General features: G+C 69.9%; 20 protein-coding genes. 15 read left to right on the top strand and 5 right to left on the bottom strand.

Annotated features, from left to right (window positions below):
* The first annotated feature begins 30 nt into the window (after nt 1-30).
* The 6 genes from leuC (at nt 31) to HF576_RS17770 (ending at nt 6,463) form a co-directional block, all read left to right on the top strand.
* Entirely contained in the window at nt 31-1,527 is a 1,497-nt protein-coding gene (leuC, locus tag HF576_RS17795; protein ID WP_168914170.1) for a 3-isopropylmalate dehydratase large subunit, read from the top strand.
* Nucleotide 1,528: 1 nt separating this feature from the next.
* Complete coding sequence (leuD, locus tag HF576_RS17790; protein ID WP_168914169.1) at nt 1,529-2,125, top strand: 3-isopropylmalate dehydratase small subunit; 597 nt, start codon at nt 1,529-1,531, stop codon at nt 2,123-2,125.
* A gap of 76 nt (nt 2,126-2,201) precedes the next feature.
* Entirely contained in the window at nt 2,202-3,572 is a 1,371-nt protein-coding gene (murA, locus tag HF576_RS17785; RefSeq protein ID WP_168914168.1) for a UDP-N-acetylglucosamine 1-carboxyvinyltransferase, read from the top strand.
* 9 nt (nt 3,573-3,581) lie between these two features.
* On the top strand, nt 3,582-4,343 hold the full coding sequence (locus HF576_RS17780; RefSeq protein ID WP_343234336.1) for a lysophospholipid acyltransferase family protein: 762 nt from the start codon (nt 3,582-3,584) through the stop codon (nt 4,341-4,343).
* On the top strand, nt 4,333-5,469 hold the full coding sequence (locus HF576_RS17775; protein ID WP_168914166.1) for an NAD(P)H-dependent glycerol-3-phosphate dehydrogenase: 1,137 nt from the start codon (nt 4,333-4,335) through the stop codon (nt 5,467-5,469). The genes HF576_RS17780 and HF576_RS17775 overlap by 11 nt, the downstream gene beginning before the upstream one ends.
* Nucleotides 5,369-6,463: a D-alanine--D-alanine ligase family protein gene (locus HF576_RS17770; RefSeq protein ID WP_168914165.1), complete on the top strand. Its 1,095-nt coding sequence runs from the start codon at nt 5,369-5,371 to the stop codon at nt 6,461-6,463. Before HF576_RS17775 ends, HF576_RS17770 begins: the two co-directional genes overlap by 101 nt.
* A 15-nt stretch (nt 6,464-6,478) precedes the next feature.
* Here HF576_RS17770 and HF576_RS17765 read toward each other — a convergent pair whose 3' ends face one another.
* The gene (locus tag HF576_RS17765; RefSeq protein WP_168914164.1) at nt 6,479-6,958 is read right to left on the bottom strand and encodes a DUF3515 family protein; all 480 of its coding nucleotides are present in this window, start codon (nt 6,956-6,958) and stop codon (nt 6,479-6,481) included.
* Between the two features lie 40 nt (nt 6,959-6,998).
* Between HF576_RS17765 and thiL the strand changes: the two genes are divergently transcribed.
* Nucleotides 6,999-7,994 carry a thiamine-phosphate kinase gene (thiL, locus tag HF576_RS17760; RefSeq protein WP_168914163.1) on the top strand — a complete coding sequence of 332 codons (996 nt, stop codon included), beginning with the start codon at nt 6,999-7,001 and terminating at the stop codon, nt 7,992-7,994.
* 38 nt (nt 7,995-8,032) lie between these two features.
* Nucleotides 8,033-9,406 (top strand): serine hydrolase domain-containing protein, encoded by a 1,374-nt coding sequence (locus HF576_RS17755; protein ID WP_168914162.1) that lies wholly within the window; start codon nt 8,033-8,035, stop codon nt 9,404-9,406.
* On the opposite strand, the gene rsmD is transcribed toward HF576_RS17755, so the two are convergent.
* Nucleotides 9,364-9,927 (bottom strand): 16S rRNA (guanine(966)-N(2))-methyltransferase RsmD, encoded by a 564-nt coding sequence (gene rsmD, locus HF576_RS17750; protein WP_168914161.1) that lies wholly within the window; start codon nt 9,925-9,927, stop codon nt 9,364-9,366. The genes HF576_RS17755 and rsmD overlap by 43 nt on opposite strands.
* A 132-nt stretch (nt 9,928-10,059) precedes the next feature.
* On the opposite strand from rsmD, the gene HF576_RS17745 reads away from it, so the two are divergent.
* The 7 genes from HF576_RS17745 to mutM all read left to right on the top strand — a co-directional run bounded on the left by HF576_RS17745 (nt 10,060) and on the right by mutM (nt 15,839).
* Nucleotides 10,060-10,626, top strand: a complete 567-nt coding sequence (locus tag HF576_RS17745; RefSeq protein WP_168914160.1) for a DUF3558 domain-containing protein — start codon at nt 10,060-10,062, stop codon at nt 10,624-10,626.
* A gap of 36 nt (nt 10,627-10,662) precedes the next feature.
* Nucleotides 10,663-12,825: an ATP-dependent DNA helicase RecG gene (locus HF576_RS17740; protein WP_168914159.1), complete on the top strand. Its 2,163-nt coding sequence runs from the start codon at nt 10,663-10,665 to the stop codon at nt 12,823-12,825.
* Nucleotides 12,826-12,867: 42 nt separating this feature from the next.
* Nucleotides 12,868-13,365: a pantetheine-phosphate adenylyltransferase gene (gene coaD, locus HF576_RS17735; RefSeq protein ID WP_168914158.1), complete on the top strand. Its 498-nt coding sequence runs from the start codon at nt 12,868-12,870 to the stop codon at nt 13,363-13,365.
* A gap of 127 nt (nt 13,366-13,492) precedes the next feature.
* Entirely contained in the window at nt 13,493-13,975 is a 483-nt protein-coding gene (locus HF576_RS17730) for a YceD family protein (RefSeq protein ID WP_205835454.1), read from the top strand.
* Between the two features lie 32 nt (nt 13,976-14,007).
* The gene (rpmF, locus tag HF576_RS17725) at nt 14,008-14,217 is read left to right on the top strand and encodes a 50S ribosomal protein L32 (protein WP_127818873.1); all 210 of its coding nucleotides are present in this window, start codon (nt 14,008-14,010) and stop codon (nt 14,215-14,217) included.
* Between the two features lie 19 nt (nt 14,218-14,236).
* On the top strand, nt 14,237-14,938 hold the full coding sequence (rnc, locus tag HF576_RS17720; RefSeq protein WP_168914157.1) for a ribonuclease III: 702 nt from the start codon (nt 14,237-14,239) through the stop codon (nt 14,936-14,938).
* Nucleotides 14,931-15,839 carry a bifunctional DNA-formamidopyrimidine glycosylase/DNA-(apurinic or apyrimidinic site) lyase gene (gene mutM, locus HF576_RS17715; RefSeq protein WP_168914156.1) on the top strand — a complete coding sequence of 303 codons (909 nt, stop codon included), beginning with the start codon at nt 14,931-14,933 and terminating at the stop codon, nt 15,837-15,839. Before rnc ends, mutM begins: the two co-directional genes overlap by 8 nt.
* Nucleotide 15,840: 1 nt before the next feature.
* On the opposite strand, the gene HF576_RS17710 is transcribed toward mutM, so the two are convergent.
* The 3 genes from HF576_RS17710 to HF576_RS17700 all read right to left on the bottom strand — a co-directional run bounded on the left by HF576_RS17710 (nt 15,841) and on the right by HF576_RS17700 (nt 18,373).
* Nucleotides 15,841-16,959 carry a GNAT family N-acetyltransferase gene (locus HF576_RS17710; RefSeq protein WP_168914155.1) on the bottom strand — a complete coding sequence of 373 codons (1,119 nt, stop codon included), beginning with the start codon at nt 16,957-16,959 and terminating at the stop codon, nt 15,841-15,843.
* Complete coding sequence (locus tag HF576_RS17705; protein WP_168914154.1) at nt 16,952-18,034, bottom strand: GNAT family N-acetyltransferase; 1,083 nt, start codon at nt 18,032-18,034, stop codon at nt 16,952-16,954. The genes HF576_RS17710 and HF576_RS17705 overlap by 8 nt, the downstream gene beginning before the upstream one ends.
* 81 nt (nt 18,035-18,115) lie before the next feature.
* Entirely contained in the window at nt 18,116-18,373 is a 258-nt protein-coding gene (locus tag HF576_RS17700; protein WP_168914153.1) for a hypothetical protein, read from the bottom strand.
* Nucleotides 18,374-18,409: the final 36 nt, after the last annotated feature.

The following is an 18,409-nucleotide window of genomic DNA, read 5'->3' as shown; positions in this document are numbered from 1 at the left end:
GGCGCAGCCCCCTTCCGAGGAGACAGAGCAATGAGCATTTCCACCGCACCGAGCAGTTCGAACACCCCGAGCATCCCCGATAACCCGCGCACGCTCGCGGAGAAGGTCTGGGACGACCACGTCGTCGTCAAAGGCGAGAACGGTCAGCCGGACCTGATCTACATCGACCTGCACCTGGTCCACGAGGTCACGAGCCCGCAGGCCTTCGACGGCCTTCGCGCGGAGGGGCGTCCGGTGCGACGTCTCGATCTGACCATCGCGACCGAGGACCACAACACCCCCACCCTCGACATCGACAAGCCCATCGCGGACCTCACCAGCCGCACGCAGATCGAGACGCTGCGGCGCAACGCCGAGGAGTTCGGCGTCCGTCTGCACTCGCTCGGCGACAAGGAGCAGGGAATCGTCCACGTCGTCGGCCCGCAGCTGGGGCTGACGATGCCCGGCATCACGGTGGTCTGCGGCGACTCCCACACGTCGACCCACGGCGCATTCGGCGCCATGGCGTTCGGCATCGGCACCAGCGAGGTCGAGCACGTGCTCGCGACGCAGACGCTGCCGCTCAAGCCCTTCAAGACGATGGCGATCACGGTCGAAGGCGAACTGAAGCCGGGAGTGACGGCGAAGGACATCATCCTCGCCGTCATCGCCAAGATCGGCACCAACGGCGGGCAGGGGTACGTGCTGGAATTCCGCGGCAGCGCCATCCGTGCGCTGTCGATGGAGGGCCGCATGACGATGTGCAACATGTCGATCGAGGCCGGCGCCCGCGCCGGCATGGTCGCTCCGGATGAGACGACCTTCGCGTACCTCGAGGGCCGCCCGCACGCGCCCCAGGGCCAGGACTGGGCGGATGCCGTCGCCTACTGGCGCACGCTGCCCAGCGATGAGGGCGCGGTCTACGACGCCGAGGTGTTCCTCGACGCGAACGAGCTGGAGCCTTTCGTCACGTGGGGGACCAACCCCGGGCAGGGCGTTTCGCTCAGCGACGTGGTGCCCTCGCCCGACGACTTCGCGGACCCGAACGACCGCGCCGCCGCTCAGCGCGCTCTGGAGTACATGGCGCTCGAACCCGGCACCCCGCTCAAGGCGGTACCGGTCGACGCCGTCTTCATGGGCTCGTGCACCAACAGCCGCATCGAGGACCTGAGGGCGTTCGCATCGGTCATCGAAGGCCGCAAGAAGGCTGACGGCGTGCGGGTGATGGTCGTCCCCGGCTCGGCGCGCGTTCGTCTCGAGGCCGAGGCCGAGGGCCTCGACAAGGTCTTCGAGGAATTCGGAGCGGAATGGCGCTTCGCCGGGTGCTCGATGTGTCTGGGCATGAACCCCGACCAGCTCGCACCGGGGGAGCGCTGCGCCTCCACGAGCAACCGCAACTTCGAAGGCCGCCAGGGCAAGGGCGGCCGCACGCACTTGGTGTCGCCGCTCGTGGCCGCGGCGACCGCGGTTCGAGGAACGCTCTCGAGCCCGAGCGACCTGGAGCCGGTCACCACCGCGGTGGGCGCGACGAGCGGGGCGGAGGCCTGACATGGAGAAGTTCATCACGCACACCGGCGTCGCCGCGCCGCTGAAGCGCTCCGCCGTCGACACCGACCAGATCATCCCGGCCGTCTATCTCAAGCGCGTCACCAAGACCGGCTTCGAGGACGCGCTGTTCGCGAACTGGCGGCAGGACCCGGAATTCGTGCTGAACCGTCCCGCGTACGCCGGCGCGAGCGTCCTCGTCGCCGGACCCGACTTCGGCACGGGATCCAGTCGCGAGCACGCCGTCTGGGCACTGCGCGACTTCGGCTTCCGCGTCGTGCTCAGCCCCAAGTTCGCCGACATCTTCCGCGGCAACGCCGGCAAGCAGGGACTGGTCACGGGAGTGATCTCGGAGTCCGATGCCGAAGCGGTGTGGACCATCCTCGAAGAGCAGCCCGGCACCTCGATGACAGTCGATCTCGAGGCACGACGCGCGAGCGTCGCAGGCCTCGACCTCGCTTTCGAGATCGACGATTACACTAGGTGGCGGCTTCTCGAAGGGCTCGACGACATCGGGCTGACGCTGCGTGAACAGGACAAGATCACGCAGTTCGAGGCTCGCCGCGAGGCGTGGCGGCCGCGGACGCTTCCCGTTCCGTGAGTCAAGACCGAGTGCCCCACCCGGGCGCAAGGTCTCCGCAAGCCGCCCCTCGAGCACACCAAGTGAGGTCCACCGGATGAAGTCGCTTCTCAATGTCGACGCTGATGCCAAGTCGGGAGTGAAAGAAGTGGCCGGTGAGATCCTCGCCATCCGAGGCGGACGCCCCCTGACGGGCCGCGTCGAGGTGAAGGGCGCCAAGAACCTCGTGACGAAGGCGATGGTGGCAGCCCTCCTCGGCGAGACCGCCAGCACTCTGCGCGACGTCCCCGACATCAGCGACGTGCAGGTGGTGCGCTCGCTCCTCGAGGTGCATGGTGTGCGCGTCGAGGACGGCGAGGAGGAGGGCACGCTGCACCTCGACCCGTCCGGTGCGGTCGCGGCGCATTTCGAGGAGATCGACGCGCATGCCGGGGCATCCCGCATCCCGATCCTCTTCTGCGGGCCGCTCCTGCACCTCCTCGGCGAGGCGCTCATCCCCGACCTCGGCGGCTGCCGCATCGGCGACCGGCCGATCAACTTCCACATGGACGCGCTGCGCGCGTTCGGCGCGGTCGTCGACAAGAGCTACGAGGGCATCCGGATCACGGCCCCCAACGGGCTGCACGGCGCGAACATCGAGCTGCCGTACCCGAGCGTGGGCGCCACCGAGCAGGTGCTGCTGACGGCGGTACGGGCCAAGGGCACCACCGAGCTGCGCGGCGCGGCCATCGAGCCCGAGATCATGGACCTGATCGCAGTGCTGCAGAAGATGGGCGCGATCATCTCGTACGAGCCCAACCGCGTCATCCTCATCGAGGGCGTCGAGTCGCTGCGCGGCTACGACCACCGCGCGATCTTCGACCGCAACGAGGCCGCGTCATGGGCGTGCGCGGCGCTGGCCACGGACGGCGACATCTTCGTCGGCGGCGCCAAGCAGCAGGAGATGCTGACCTTCCTCAACGTTTTCCGCAAGGCCGGCGGATGGTTCGACGTCCGAGAGGACGGCATCCAGTTCCGCCGCGACGGCGCGCTGAAGCCGGTGACCGTCGAGACCGACGTGCACCCCGGGTTCATGACCGACTGGCAGCAGCCCTTGATCGTCGCACTCACGCAGGCCGAAGGCCGATCGGTCGTCCACGAGACGGTGTACGAGAACCGGCTCGGCTTCACGCAGGCGCTGAATCAGATGGGCGCCGACATCGTGGTGCACCCCCACGGCATCGACGCCCCCGACCGGCGGGTCGCGCGCCGAGCACTCGAGCAGGCGGCCGTGATCAACGGACCGACCCCGCTCCACGGCGCCGACGTCGTCGTCCCCGACCTGCGCGGCGGCTACAGCTACGTCATCGCGGCGCTGGCCGCCGAGGGCGAGTCCGTGGTGCGCAACATCGGGATCATCCGCCGCGGCTACGAGAAGTTCCTGACCAAGCTCGAGACTCTCGGCGCCGACTTCGACGTCGTCGGATAGCCCGCGGTGGTGGCCTCGCAACCCCGCGCCTCGCGCGAGAAGACTCGGCCGAGCGTGTTCTGGCCGCTCGCGGCGATCGTCGTCCCGCTGTTCGGACTGCTCGCCAAGGTCGAGATCGTCAACGGCGACAAGCTGCCCCGCGAAGGGGCCTACGTTCTCGCGCCCAATCACATGAGCGAGATCGACCCGCTCGTCGTGGCCGTCGCGGTGTGGCGGCTGGGTCGTGCGCCGCGTTTCATGGCCAAGGAGAGCCTGTTCCGCGTGCCGGTGCTCGGATGGGCGCTGCGGCGGACGGGAATGGTGCCGGTCTCACGTGCGTCCTCGGGCAGCGGTGCGAAGCAGACCCTCGACAGCGCTCGCGAGCTCGTCCGGCACGGGCGCGGTGTGATCGTCTACCCCGAGGGCTCGCTCACGCGCGACCCCGACCTGTGGCCGATGCGGGGCAAGACCGGCGCGGTGCGACTGGCGCTCGCCGGGAACATCCCCGTGATCCCCGTCGCGCATTGGGGCTCGCAGCAGATCCTGCCGCGCTACGGCAAGCTCCGCCTATGGCCGCTGCGGCGGCGGGTGCGGGTCATCTTCGGCGATGCGATCGACGTGCAGGCCATCGAGGGTGCTGCCGGGCAGCCGGTCGCCCTCGCGGCCGCCACCGACGAGATCATGTCCGAGATCGCGACACTGCTGTCGCAGCTTCGCGGCGAGCCCGCACCCGCACAGCGCTGGAATCCGGCCGCGCACGGCCAGGAGGAGACGGGTCGCCTTGAGTCGTAGACAGGATGCCGCGCGTCCTCGCGTCGCCGTCATCGGCGCGGGCAGCTGGGGGACCACGTTCGGCAAGATCCTCGCCGACGGCGGGGCCGATGTGATCATGTGGGCCCGCCGGCCCGAGCATGCCACCGAGATCCAGGAAGCCAAGCGCAACAGCGAGTACCTCCCCGGGATCAACCTGCCGCGGTCGATGCACGCGACGCATCACCTCTCTGATGCCCTCGAGGGCGCGGAGCAGATCTACCTGTCCATCCCGAGCCAGGCGGTGCGGCAGAACCTGAAGGCGGTACGCCCGCTCGTCGCCCGCACCGACGTTCCCATCGTCTCGCTCATGAAGGGCCTGGAACGGCGGACTGGCCTGCGCATGAGCCAGGTGATCGAGCAGGAACTGCACTGCGATCCCGCTCGCATCGCCGTGGCCTCGGGTCCGAACCTCGCCCTGGAGATCGCCCGCGAGCAGCCGACGGCCGCCGTCATCTCGTCGACCAGCCAGGAGACCGCCGAAGCGGTCGCCCGGCGCGCCCGCAACCGGTACTTCCGCACGTTCGTCAACACCGACGTCATCGGCACCGAGTTCGGCGGGGTGCTCAAGAACGCCATCGCGCTGGCGATCGGCATCGTCGACGGCGTGGGCTACGGCGAGAACACGAAGGCGTCGATCATAACGCGGGGTCTCGTCGAGATGACCGACTTCGCCGTTGCCTTCGGGGCGCAGCCCGAGACACTCCAGGGTCTGGCGGGCCTCGGCGACCTCATCGCGACCTGCCAGTCGCCGCTCAGCCGCAACAACACCGCCGGACGCCTGCTCGGCCAGGGTTACCGCTACGACGACGTCGTCAAGCAAATGAACCAGACGGCCGAGGGTCTGGCCTCTGTGGCACCGATCCTTCAGCTGGCGCGCGAGGTCGGCGTCGAGATGCCGATCGTGGAACAGGTCAAGATGGTGCTCGACGGCACCATGAACCCGCGCGACATCGCGCCCCACCTCACGACAGACGACGACACCCCCCAGGGCGAGAGGACGCAGAATGGACAGGCCGGCGGTGGCGGTGCTCTTTGGCGGTCGCTCCAGCGAGCACTCGATCAGTTCCGCAACGGCGGGCGGGGTGCTGCAGGCGATCGACCGTGACCGCTACCGCGTGATCCCCATCGGGATCACGCGGGACGGCGTGTTCGTCCTCGAAGACGACGATCCGGCGAAATTCGCCCTCGATGCCGCGCGGCTGCCCGAGGTGGCCGACAACGGGACTCGCGTGCTGTGGCCCGAAGGCGGCGGCGATCGCGGGCTGCGGGTCCGCCGGGCGGATGGCACCGTCGACGAGCTCGGTCGTGTCGACGTCGTCCTGCCGATCCTGCACGGTGTGCATGGCGAGGACGGCACGGTGCAGGGATTCTTCGACACGCTGGGCATCCCCTACGCGGGTGGTGGCGTGCTGGATTCGGCCTTGTGCATGGACAAGCACTTCATGAAGATCGTGCTCGCCGCCGCGGGCGTCCCGGTCTCCCCGTCGGTCACGGTGACCCGCTCCCGCTGGGAATCCGACCCGTCGGGCGTGAGGACGGATGCCGCCGCACTGGGTGTGCCGTCGTTCGTCAAGCCGTCTCGCGCCGGGTCGAGTGTCGGCGTGTCGAAGGTGCACGACGCGTCCGAGCTGGACGCCGCTCTCGAGGTGGCGTTCGCCGAGGACGACAAGGTGCTCATCGAGACCGCGATCGTCGGTCGTGAGATCGAAGTCGCCATCCTGGAGGGGCGCGCGGGTGCCGCTCCGCGTGCGTCACTGCCCGGCGAGATCGTGCTCACGACCCGTGAGTTCTACGATTTCGAGGGCAAGTACCTGGGCGGAGACGGGGCGGATGTCGTGTGCCCGGCGGATCTCACCGAGGCCGAGATCGCGGCGATCCAGGAACTCGGGATCCGGGCGTTCCAAGCCGTCGACGGACGCGGGCTCGCACGCGTGGACTTCTTCCTCACCGAGCAGGGGCTCTATGTGAACGAGCTCAACACGATGCCCGGCTTCACGCCCATCTCGATGTTCCCGAAGTGCTGGATCGCGTCAGGGATGACCTACCCCGAGCTGATCACGGAGCTCGTCGACATCGCGCTTGAACGCGCGGCGGCCTGAGCCGTCTTCGCCGGCTCAGCTCTCGGGGAGGAGCGTCTCGGTGAGCGTGCATTCGCTCTCGGACAGAGTGCCCGCAGCGACGGCTCCGCCGAGATCGCCGAGGACGTCGTTGGGCGAGACGACCTCGTTGTCGATGAAGACCTCGACCGCGGGCACACGCCCGTAGGTCGTGACGAGGTAGCGCGGCGCCTGGCTCTCGTCGACGATCCAGTCGACACCCCCGATCGTGATGCACTTGGCCTCGGTCGGCCCCGGCGGCGTGACGCCGCATCTCAGCAGCACCGCGGACGGCTCGCCCCATGCTCCGGTCGCCTGCGCATCGGTCCAGCGTCGCGGCTGTTCGGCGACCGTGCCCGGAAGGCGCACGCTCACTTCGGCGCACGCCGGGTCGTTCGCGCTCTCGGCGGGCTCGAGATTGACGGTCGTCGAGCAGCCGGCGAGGACGCCGGCGGCCACCGCGAGGCAGGCCGCGGCGGCGAGGGAGGACAGGCGCACCCGTCCAGGCTAACCCGGCGTGCCCGGGTAGCGTGGAGACGTGATCGACGAGCATGCGGACCCGACGGTGGGCGACCTCAGCGAGGGCGAGATCCTGCGTCGCATCCTGGAGCGGGTGGGTCCCTCGGCCGCGCTCGTCGGCCCGGGCGACGATGCCGCGGTGATCGCGGCGGCCGACGGCCGGGTGGTCGCCACCGTCGACACGCTGGTGCACGGTCCCGACTTCCGCCTGGCATGGTCGAGCGCGTTCGATCTGGGCTTCAAGGCGGCGGCCGTGAACCTCGCCGACGTCGCCGCCATGGGCGCGACGCCGACGGCACTGCTCGTCGCCCTCGCCATGCCGGAGTCGACGCGCGTGTCGTTCGTCACCGGTCTGGCCGACGGGCTTCGTGCGGCGTGCCGTGAGCTGGCCCCTGGATGCGCGATCGAGGGCGGGGACCTGACCGTGTCGGACACCCTCACGGTGGCGGTCACGGCCCTGGGCGCGCTCGCGGGGCGCGATCCGGTGCTGCGCTCTGGCGCGCGGCCGGGGGACGCAGTCGCACTCGCGGGCGAGCTCGGACGCGCGGCGCGCGGCCTGCGCGTCCTGTTCGAACGCTTCACCGACGGCGCCGGCCGTCCGGTTCCGCTCGACGAGCGCACGCTCACGCCCGGCGAGCGCGGCGACCTCGCGGCCCAGTTGCGGCCGACTCCGCCGGTGGCACTGGGCCCCGCCGCTGCGGCCGCGGGTGCGACCGCCATGATGGACGTGTCGGACGGGCTCGTGCTCGATGCGACACGCCTCGCCGAGGCATCCGGGGTCACCGTCTCGATCGAGACCGCCACGCTCGGTCCCGATCCGGCGAGCGCGCTCACGGGCGGCGAGGATCACGCGCTCCTCGCGACGTTTCCCGGCGACGTGGCGCTGCCTCACGGCTTCCACCGGATCGGGAGCATCGCGGCACGCGGCGAGACGGCGGTGCTGGTCGACGGCCGGCCGCCCAGCGGGCCCGGAGGATGGGACCCGTACCGGGACTGGGACAGCCGCAGCGGGTGAGAACGTCGTCCGACGTCGGGGCACGTTAGCCTGACCTGATGACGACGCTGCTGCCGCGTTCGCGCCCCGAGGATCAGGGTGTGCCCTCCGCCGCACTCGCCCGGCTGGTGCACGCGCTCGATGAGATCGACCACGTCCATACGCTGACGGTCGTGCGTCACGGCCATGTGGTCGCCGAGGCCACGTGGGCGCCGTACGACCGCGAGCTTCCGCACGCGCTGTATTCGGTCAGCAAGAGCTTCACCGCAATGGCCGTGGGGCTCGCGGTGGACGAGGGTCGATTCGGCCTCGACGACCGCGTGATCGACCTCCTGCCCGATGCCGCGCCCGCCGTGATCAGCGACCGGCTCGCGTCCCTGCGGGTGCGGCACCTCCTCACGATGTCGACCGGCCATGCCGAAGAGCCTCGCGACTGGGGCGAGGACTGGTCAGCGACACTGCTCGCGTCCGACTTGGCGTACGACCCCGGCACCCACTGGCTGTACAACACGCCCGCGACCTACGCGCTGTCCGAGATCGTGCAGCGCCGGACGGGCCTGCGGCTGAACGACTACCTCCGGCCGCGCCTGTTCGAGCCGCTCGGCTTCGACGAGTCGTGGTGGGAGCAGAGCCCGACCGGAGTGGACGCGGGCGGGTTCGGGCTGATGCTGCGTGCCGAGGAGCTCGCGGCTTTCGGTCAGCTGCTGCTGCAGCGCGGACGGTGGCAGGGTCGCACCCTGGTGCCCGCGGAGTGGATCGACCTTGCGACGAGCGCGCAGATCTCGAACGGCACCGGCGAAGGGGACTGGAACCGCGGTTACGGATTCCAGTTCTGGCGGTGCCGGCACGATGCGTACCGTGCGGACGGCGCGTTCGGCCAGTACGTCGTCGTCATGCCCGAGCACGACGCCGTCATCGCGATGTCCGGTGGTCTGGCGGACATGCAGGTGCCGCTGGAGGCGATCTGGCGCGAGCTGATGCCGGCGTGGGACACCCAGGAGGCACCCACGGCGGTGCCGACGCATCTGACGATCGCTCCGCCCGGAGGAGAGCTGCGTGAGGACGCGGCCGAGTTCCGTTACGAGGGGCCGATCGCGCACCTGCGCATCGCGGGCGACACCCTCACCCTCGACGGCGCCGAGCTGACGGTCGTGCCCGACAGATGGACGGCGGCGCGCCTGGGGGACAGGCCCGGCCGACGGGGCTTCTGGTATGGAGACCGCTTCGTGATCGCCGGCGGCTGGGTGGCGGACGCCTACGTCGCGCACCTGCGCACGCTGCAGGATGCCGTCACCTTCCGTCTGGAGCTGTCCTCGACGGGTCGCCTGACGATCACGCGCGACCATGGCTTCACCGGCCCCGATGTGTGGGCGGGGGATCCCGTGGGCGTTCAGTCGAGCGTCGCCGACCACCACAGCGTGGTATCGCCGTAGCGCTTCTCGCGAGTCGCGACCAGGCCGGGCGGCAGCTGCGGCCGCGGTGACCGCGAGGCGCGTTCCACGACGACGCGGGCGTCCTCGGCCAGGACGGGAACGAGCAGACCGAGCGTCGCCGCGAGCTCGGCTTCGGCCACGTCGTACGGAGGGTCGAGGAACACGATGTCGTAGCGATTGCTCGTCGTGCGGAGGAACGCGTCGGCAGACGCACGATGGACCCGGATGACGGCATTCCGCCCGACAGCCTTGCCCACGCGGGCCGCGTTGCGCTCGGCCACCGTCGCCGCGCGCGGCGAGCGTTCCACCAGATCGGCGGCGACAGCGCCGCGACTGATCGCCTCGAGGGCGAGTGCACCGGAACCGGCATACAGATCGAGCACCGTCGCGCCCCGCACGAGATCCGCCGATTCGAGGGCGCCGAACAGGGACTCGCGCACCCGGTCGCTCGTGGGCCGCGTGCCCGCATCGGGAACGTCGAGGACGATCGATCCGGCTCGTCCGGCGATGATGCGGGTCACCCTCTCACGATATCGGCGGAACGCGCGGGTCCGCGGGTGCACGCGGGTGCGGCCCGGCCCGCACCCTATGATCAGCGGCGGGGGAATCACCAGTCGTCGGGGGTCGAGATGATCAAGAGCGGTACCAGGTTCGTGTCCTTCGCAGTCGGCGCTGTCGTCGCCGTCGCCGCGCTGTCGGGTTGTGCGAGCGAGACGCCGCCGGGCGGCGAGCCATCGGCAAGCGTGTCGACGCCGAAGCCCGAGCAATCCGTCGCTGAGCCGACGCCGACGGGTGACCAGCCCGCTCCGGCGAATCTGCCTACCGACTGCCTGGCGCTCGGGGCCGCGGAGACGCGCGAAGAGACGGTCGGCGACATGACGCTGCAGAGCAACGGGGAGGGATTCGTGCGTCCCGCGCCGGAAGGCGCGACGCTCGCGCTCGGGTGCGACTGGATCGTCGGTGACGCGACGGGTCTGCTGCTTCTGATCAGCACCGCCTCGGCGGACGCGGTGACCCAAGCTCTCACCACGCTGCCCGCGGAGGGGTACACGTGCCAGCCGGCCGAGGACTTCGGCGCGCAGTTCTGCGACCTGCCGGGTGAGGGCGCCGATACGGAGGAGATGATCGTGGCACGGGACGACGTCTGGATCTACATGTCCACGGCCAATCGCAACGGACGGGCGTTCCTCTCCGACATCGTCCAGGGCATCTTCGGCTGAGCGACGGGGGTCCGCCCCGGAATCTAGACTCGTCGCATGACGTCCTTCACGCTCGACTCGCGCCTGGACGGGGCGGTCGGCGGCAAGACGGCGTCGGCGCTGGAACGCGCCTTCGGCATGAAGGCAGTGGGCGACCTGCTCATGCACTATCCCCGCCGCTATGCACGGCGGGGCGAGCTCACCCCGATCTCGTCGCTGCCCGTGGGCGAGCCGGTGACGATCGTGGCCGAGGTCCGCAGGGTCAACGAGCGCCGCATGAAGAACCGGAACGGGTCGCTGCTCGAAGTCGTCATCAGCGACGGTCATGGGGATCTCTCGCTGACCTTCTTCAATCAGGCTTGGCGCGTGAAGGATCTCCAGCCCGGCCGGCGCGGGATCTTCGCGGGCAAGGTGGGGGAGTACCGGGGTTCGAAGCAGCTCGCGCACCCCGACTACCAGCTGTTCGACGATGAGGAGACGGCCCGCCTGACCGCCGAGGCGACGGCGAACCTGCCGATTCCGATCTACCCCGCCACGAGCACCGTCTCGAGCTGGCAGCTGCAGAAGATCGTCGCGATCGTGCTCGACGGGCTGGGCCCGGTGCCCGATCCGCTGCCCGATGAGCTTCGCGCCCGGCACGGCCTGCTCGAGGCGCGGACCGCGATCGAGCGGATCCATCGGCCGGATTCGCTCGACCAGATCGAGCCCGCTCGTGACACGCTGCGGATGCAGGAGGCCTTCGTGCTGCAGGTCGCTCTGCTGCAGCAGCGCGCCTTCGTGCGCGCCCTCTCGGCGACCCGGCGTGCGCCCGGCTCGCTCCTCGAGCGTTTCGACGCCGCGCTGCCGTTCGCACGCACTCCCGATCAGGTCGACGTCGGCGCCGAGATCGAGCGCGATCTGCAGGGCGACTGGCCCATGAACCGGCTCGTGCAGGGCGAGGTCGGCTCGGGCAAGACCCTCGTGGCCCTCCGCGCGATGCTGCAGGTGGCGCAGGACGGCGGGCAGTCAGCGCTCATCGCGCCGACCGAGGTGCTCGCCGCGCAGCACGTGCGGTCGATCGCACGGATGCTGGGGCCCCAGCTGGCCCCCGAGCTCATGCCGACACTGCTGACCGGGCAGCTGACGGCGGCGGAGCGCCGCAAGGCCTCGCTGCGCGCCGCGTCGGGCCAGGCGCGGATCGTGGTGGGCACCCACGCGCTGCTCAGTGAGAGCACGACGTTCGCAGATCTCGGGCTGGTGGTCGTCGACGAGCAGCATCGGTTCGGCGTGGATCAGCGCGAGGCGCTGCGCGCGAAGGGATCCTCGCCGCACGTCCTGGTGCTGACCGCGACGCCGATCCCACGCACGGTCGCGATGACGGTGTTCGGCGATCTGGATGTCTCGACGATCCGCACCATGCCGGCCGGCCGTGCCGGGATCGAGACGTTCGTCGCACCGCTGGCCGAGCGGCCCGGGTGGTTCGCCCGCGTGTGGGATCGCATCGCCGAAGAGGTGGCACAGGGGCGTCAGGCCTTCGTCGTGTGTGCGGCGATCGATGCCGAGGCGCTCACCAATGACGACACCGCCGACGAGCCCGTCCCCGACGGCGCCGGTGAGGCGACCCGCACGCGGTGGGGCGTCGTGCAGGTGGCGGATCTGCTGTCGCGGCTCGACGCGTTCGCGTCGCTGCGCGTGGGGACGCTCCACGGCAAGATGCCGTCGGATGAGAAGGATGCCGTCATGCAGGCGTTCGCGCGCGGCGACATCGACGTGCTCGTGGCCACGACGGTGGTCGAGGTGGGTGTGGATGTGCCCAACGCCTCCACGATGGCGATCCTCGAGGCGGATCGGTTCGGGGTGTCGCAGCTGCATCAGCTGCGGGGACGCGTCGGCCGCGGGGGCGTGCCGGGGCTGTGCCTGCTGGTCACCGAGGCCCCGCCGGCCAGTCCCGCTCGGCAGCGGGTGGAGGCCGTGGCGGCGACTCTGGACGGGTTCGCCCTGGCCGAGGTCGACCTGGAACTGCGCGGCGAGGGGGACGTGCTGGGCGACGCCCAATCCGGGGCGCGGTCGTCGCTGCGGCTCCTGCGGGTCGTGAAGGACGCCGACATCATCACCGAGGCACGAGTCGCGGCGGAGCACGTGCTGGCCGAGGATCCCGCGCTGCAGCGGCACACCGGATTGGCTGCCGCGCTTGAGCGCAGCGTCGGAATGGCGGAGCGCGCCGCGCTGGCCAAGAACTGACGTGCGACCGGAGCGGTCCCCGCGTCCCGTTAGGCTGGGCCCATGAGCAGCCGGATCGCCGTCGTCCCGGGGTCGTTCGACCCGCCGACCCTCGGTCATCTCGATGTCATCCGACGGGCGGCGATACTGTACGACCAGCTCCACGTGCTCGTCGTGCACAACCCGGGCAAGGAGGCCATGCTGCCCATCGCGCAGCGCCAGACGCTGCTGGAGCAGTCCATCGCCGAGACCGACATCGAGGGCGACGTCGTCGTCGCCTCGTGGAGCATGGGCCTCCTCGTCGACTACGCGACGGATGTCGGTGCGAGCGTGCTCGTGAAAGGCATCCGCTCACAGGTCGACGTGGCTTACGAGACCCCGATGGCCATCGTCAACCGCCATCTCGCGCACGTCGAGACGGTGTTCCTGCTGCCGGACCCGGCTCACGCACTCGTGTCCAGCTCGCTGGTGCGGCAGGTGGCCGGACTCGGCGGCGATGTCACGCCGTTCGTCCCGCCCGCCGTGGCACGGTTCCTCGACACCGGCGCACGCGGCATCTGAACGCTCAGGCACCCTCGGGCGCGCCCTGCCCGCGACGACGCCGGTACGATGGGTGATCGTGGCCAGAAAGCATGTGACGGGACCCTTCGTGATCCCGGTCAGAGACATCGTGCACCGCTCCGGCGAGATGCGCGAGTTCACGCTCGAGGTCCCATCGCCCGAGAAGTGGGGCGAAGGACTCGTCGCCGTCGAACAGGGCGAGCCCGTCGTCGTGGAGGTCCGACTGGAGTCGGTCCACGAGGGGATCCTCGTCACCGGCGACATCGACACCGAGTACACCGGCATCTGCAGCCGATGCCTCACCGACATCGCCGAGGGGCTCCAAGTCGAGTTTCAGGAGCTTTTCGCGTATCCTGGGGAGGAAGAAACTGACTTCGAGGTTCAAGACGACCACGTGGATCTTGAAACTCTGGTCAGGGAAGCGGTCGTCCTGGCGCTTCCGTTTCAGCCGGTGTGTCAGCCGGATTGCCCCGGCCTCGATCCGGCTACGGGCAAGCGACTGACCGAGAGCACCGGGTCAGAGCAGCGTGAGCCCCTCGATCCTCGATGGGCTGCGCTCCAGGGCTTCACCACGGACCACGACGACGATTCACCGCGCTCCCGCGGCTGACCCGGCGCCGAGAACACAGAAGAGAGCAAGCTATGGCAGGCAACCCCCCGAAGCGGAAGGTCTCCCGTTCCAACACGCGCTCGCGTCGCGCGCAGTGGAAGGCCGAGGCCCCCACGCTCGTCAAGACGGTCGAGAACGGCAAGGTCGTCTACAGCCGTCCGCACCAGGCGAAGGTCGTCACCGACTCGCAGGGCACGGAGCTGTTCCTCGAGTACAAGGGCCGCAAGGTCGCCGACGTCTGATCGTCGCGCACGGCCTGACGTGACCGACGTCGCTGCCGAGCGCACCGCGCTCGCAGAACTCACGCAGAAGCTCGGAGTCGATATCGACCCCGAGCTTCTGTCGCTGGCGCTCACGCACAGGTCGTGGGCGTACGAGAACGGTCAGGTGCCGCACAACGAGCGGCTCGAGTTCCTCGGCGACTCGGTGCTCGGTCTGTCGGTGACGGTGCGGCTGTTCACGGCGCACCCCCACCTCGACGAAGGCTCGCTCGCGAAGCGCCGGGCCGCCGTGGTGTCCACGGTCGCCCTCGCGCACATCGCCCGCGGCATCGGCCTGGGCCATCACATCCTGCTCGGCCGCGGCGAGGACCTCACGGGCGGGCGCGACAAGGACTCGATCCTGGCCGACACGATGGAGGCCATACTCGGCGCGGCGTACCTTTCTGCAGGACCGGAAGCCGCCACCGCCCTCGTGCTGCGACTGGTCGAGCCGCTCCTGGACGACCCCGAGCGCTACGGCGCGGCGATGGACCCGAAGACGAGCCTCCAAGAGCTCGCCGCACGCGGCGGCCTGCTGCCGCCGGTGTACTCGGTGAGCTCCACGGGTCCCGATCACGACCGTCATTTCACCGCGACGGTGCTGGTCGGCGACGTCACGGCCGACGGCACGGGCTCGAGCAAGAAGCAGGCCGAGATGGCCGCCGCGCTGAGCGCTTGGCGCGAGCTCAGCGGTCGTGCCTGAGCTGCCCGAGGTCGAGGTCGTCCGCGCCGGTCTCGCCCCCGCGGTCACCGGCGCCACCGTCCTCGGCGCCACCGTGCTCGACGAACGCGCCCTGACGCGCCACACCGGCGACGCGGCGGGGTTCGAGGCCACGCTGACCGGCCGAGTCATCGAAGGCGCGGCGCGGCGCGGCAAGTTCCTGTGGCTGCCGCTCGCGTCGCTCGCCGCGGACGAGTCTCGCGAGGCCGTGGTCGCGCACCTCGGAATGAGCGGGCAATTGCTGCTGCGTACGCCGGGAGCCGCGACCGAGCGCCACGAACGCGTGCGTCTCGACATCGCGCACCCGGTCCACGGCGAGCTCGCCGTCGTCTTCGCCGACCAGCGGACCTTCGGCTCGCTCGCGATCGACGACCTGGTGCCGACGCCCGACGGTGCAGCGGGCGGCTACGGCCTGGCCGCGGCATCCGTCCCCTCCCAGGTGACGCACATCGCGCGCGATCCCCTCGATCCGGCATTCTCGGATGCCGCCTTCCGCCGCGCGCTCGCGCGGAAGGACTCGGCGATCAAGCGCGTGCTGCTCGACCAGACGGTGATCAGCGGCGTCGGCAACATCTATGCCGACGAGTCCCTGTGGGCTGCGCGCATCCATCCCGAGACACCGGCGCGCGCACTCACAACGCGTGCCGTCAACCGGCTGCTCGTCGAGGTGCGCCACGTGCTCGAGAAGGCGCTGGCCGAGGGCGGCACGAGCTTCGACGCTCAGTACGTCAATGTCAACGGGCAGGCCGGCTACTTCGCGCACTCGCTCAACGCGTACGGCCGCACCGGGGAGCCCTGCCCCCGATGCGGCCGTCCGATCGTCCGCGTCTCGTTCACCAACCGCTCGAGCCACTTCTGCCCGAAGTGCCAGCGACGCGCCTGACTCAGCCGGCGAGCACCTTCTTCCACGCACCGGCGTACGAGGCGGGTGTGAAGCCGATCTTCTCGTTGATGTCGAGCATGTGCCGGTTCTCCTCGGCGTTGAACGTCGAGACCCGAGGCGACTCGGGCACCACCGTGCGCCAGCGCAGCAGGTTCGCGCACTTCACGATCGTGCCGAGGCGATGGCCGCGGTGCTCCTTGAGCACCAGCGTGCCGAACTGCTGCGTCGCTCCGGTGTGATCCTCGGCGATGACCAGCTCGTTGTACGCGGCGATGGTCCCGGTCGGCTCGTGCACGACGGTCGCGACGGACACCGTGAGGCCCTGTGCCTGCTGGCGGGCATCACGTCGCTGCACACGCGCGGCATCCCAGCGCTGCTCCTCGATGACGAGGCCTCCCGCCGGAACGTCCGTCGACATGCGTGAAAGGGCGAAGGCGTATCCCTCGGCGTACTCCTCGGGCGTGGGCGATGTCCACGACACCTGCCGATACTCGGGGCCGGCGGCCGCGACAGCTTCGGCGAGCATGCGCTCGATCGGCGCGGGGTCCGAGGTCAGATCGAACACGCTGTTGCGTTCGACCTGCTCCAGGGTGAACCCGTTCCGTCGTGAGAACACCGTCTGAGGGTCGTCGGCCGGGATCGAGCCCCACCCTGTCGACGGCTCGAGCCGCGCGCCGCCGAGCGACGGTCGATGCAGCGTCCAGGTCTGGATCACGCTGATGCCGCGCTCTCGAGCCTCACGCTCGACCTCGGCGAGCAGGAGCTCCTCGACGCCGCGACCGCGGTGAGGAGGATCGACCATGAGGTCGAACTCGAGCGCCGTCGTGTGCGGCTCGGTCGAGATCATGAGCTTCACCGCGCCGAGCACGTCGCCGCCGCGCATCACCGCGAACCCCAGCTGAGTCCAGTCGGTCTGGTCCTGCCAGAGCCCGAGCATCTCCTCGGGCTCTTCGCGCAGGTAGTCGTGACCGGCGTCGTGCCGGCACACCGCGTTGGCGATGCGCACCATCTCGAGGAACACGCGGGCGTCCGGTGCCTCGAGGGTGCCGGGAACGGTGATGCGCTCCACCGTCATCGCTTCATCCGTCACGAGATCGGGGGTTTCGGCCAGGTCAGTCATCGAGCACCTTCTTCCATGCGCCGGTGTACGCGATCGGTGCGAATCCGATCGCCTCGTTGATGTCGAGCATCGGGCGGTTCTCCTCTGCGTTGTACGTGATGATGCGAGGGGACCGGGGTGCCACCTCACGCCAGGACATGAGCCCGGCGCACTTGACGAGCGTTCCCAGCTTGTGACCGCGGTGCTCCTTCAGGACGAGCGTGTCCTCCTGGTGGCTCGCTTCGGTGCGGTCCTTGCCCACGACGAGTTCGTTGAACGCGCAGAGCGCACCCGTCGCGATGTGCTGAGCCGCCGTCACCTGCAGCGTCCGTCCGCTTCCGGTGTACTTCGCGTCGTGCTCGGCGATGCGCGCCGCATCCCACGCCTCCTCGTCGAACTCCAGGGCCGCGGCGGGCGCGTCGGTCGACATGCGGGACTTCATCCACGCGTATCCGTCGGCGAACTCCGGCGGCGTCGGGGCGAACCACTGCACGACGCGGTAATCGGCCGACGCGGCTGCGGCTTCGTTCAGAAGGCGCTCCACCTCGGTGAAGGATCCCGTCAGGTCGAACGCGCTGGCGCGCTCGACCTGCTCCAGCGTGTAGCCCTGTCGCACGAAGAAGCGCGCGATGTGGTCTTCCGGGATGTCGCCGAAGCCCGTGGGTGGCGAGAGCCGGGGACCGTCGGCCGCCGGATGCTCGGCCCATGACTGCAGCACGGTGCGACCGTTCTCACGTGCCACGCGTTCGACGAGGTCGTAGGCGGCGGAGCCGATTCCGCGGCCCCAGTTCGCGCGCAGCAGCTCGATGAGCCAGAACGCCACCTTGGATCCCTCCTCGTGAGGAAGGTCGACGCCGATGCGGCCGATGACGGCGCCGTCTTCGACGACGATCCACGCGTGGCGTTGCTGATATCGGCTCGGCAGGTAGTGGGGGAGCAGCTCGTCCGGTGCGATGCTCTCGTCATCGTGACCCGAGATCTCGCGGTAGATGAGGTTGCGGACGCGCACCATCTCTACGAAGTCGGCGGCGTCGGCTGAGTCGATGGAGTCCGGAACGACCAGCGGCCGGAACTCGATGTCGGTCAGGGTTGTCATGTCAGGGCGTCCTTGTGCTCGAAGTGCGGGAGGTGGGGTGGGTCCGTCGCCCGGAGGGCCGGGCGACGGACCCGATGGCCGTCATGCGCGCGGAGCGAGGAGGAGAGCCTCGCGGCGGTGAGCCCGCTCGCGCAGGGCGGTGGTCTCCTGCCGGCGGAATGCGGCGGTGTGCCGGGGACGATCGTCGGTCAGCCGGCCGGTGCGCGTGCTCCACAGGAGCAGGCGCAGGCCGATCCGGAGCGCCAGACGGTCCAGGACGGTGATGTGGGTGTGGCGGCTGGGGAGCCGCAGCGTATCGGGGACGCCCGAGGGGCGCTGCGGCGCAAGCAGAGTGTTCATGTGAACTCTTTCGATGGGAGGAGGATGCTCCGGACG

Origin of the sequence: Microbacterium salsuginis (genome assembly GCF_012524205.1) — a bacterium.
GTDB classification, from domain to species: Bacteria; Actinomycetota; Actinomycetes; order Actinomycetales; family Microbacteriaceae; genus Microbacterium; species Microbacterium salsuginis.
This window is presented reverse-complemented; position numbering and strand designations above follow the sequence as displayed.

Coding starts and splice junctions, on each gene's coding strand:
- leuC (WP_168914170.1), top strand. CDS start 31: ATGAGCATTTCCACCGCACCGAGCAGTTCGAACACCCCGAGCATCCCC.
- leuD (WP_168914169.1), top strand. CDS start 1,529: ATGGAGAAGTTCATCACGCACACCGGCGTCGCCGCGCCGCTGAAGCGC.
- murA (WP_168914168.1), top strand. CDS start 2,202: ATGAAGTCGCTTCTCAATGTCGACGCTGATGCCAAGTCGGGAGTGAAA.
- HF576_RS17770 (WP_168914165.1), top strand. CDS start 5,369: ATGGACAGGCCGGCGGTGGCGGTGCTCTTTGGCGGTCGCTCCAGCGAG.
- HF576_RS17755 (WP_168914162.1), top strand. CDS start 8,033: ATGACGACGCTGCTGCCGCGTTCGCGCCCCGAGGATCAGGGTGTGCCC.
- HF576_RS17740 (WP_168914159.1), top strand. CDS start 10,663: ATGACGTCCTTCACGCTCGACTCGCGCCTGGACGGGGCGGTCGGCGGC.
- coaD (WP_168914158.1), top strand. CDS start 12,868: ATGAGCAGCCGGATCGCCGTCGTCCCGGGGTCGTTCGACCCGCCGACC.
- HF576_RS17730 (WP_205835454.1), top strand. CDS start 13,493: ATGCGCGAGTTCACGCTCGAGGTCCCATCGCCCGAGAAGTGGGGCGAA.
- rpmF (WP_127818873.1), top strand. CDS start 14,008: ATGGCAGGCAACCCCCCGAAGCGGAAGGTCTCCCGTTCCAACACGCGC.
- HF576_RS17710 (WP_168914155.1), bottom strand. CDS start 16,959: ATGACTGACCTGGCCGAAACCCCCGATCTCGTGACGGATGAAGCGATG.
- HF576_RS17705 (WP_168914154.1), bottom strand. CDS start 18,034: ATGACAACCCTGACCGACATCGAGTTCCGGCCGCTGGTCGTTCCGGAC.
- HF576_RS17700 (WP_168914153.1), bottom strand. CDS start 18,373: ATGAACACTCTGCTTGCGCCGCAGCGCCCCTCGGGCGTCCCCGATACG.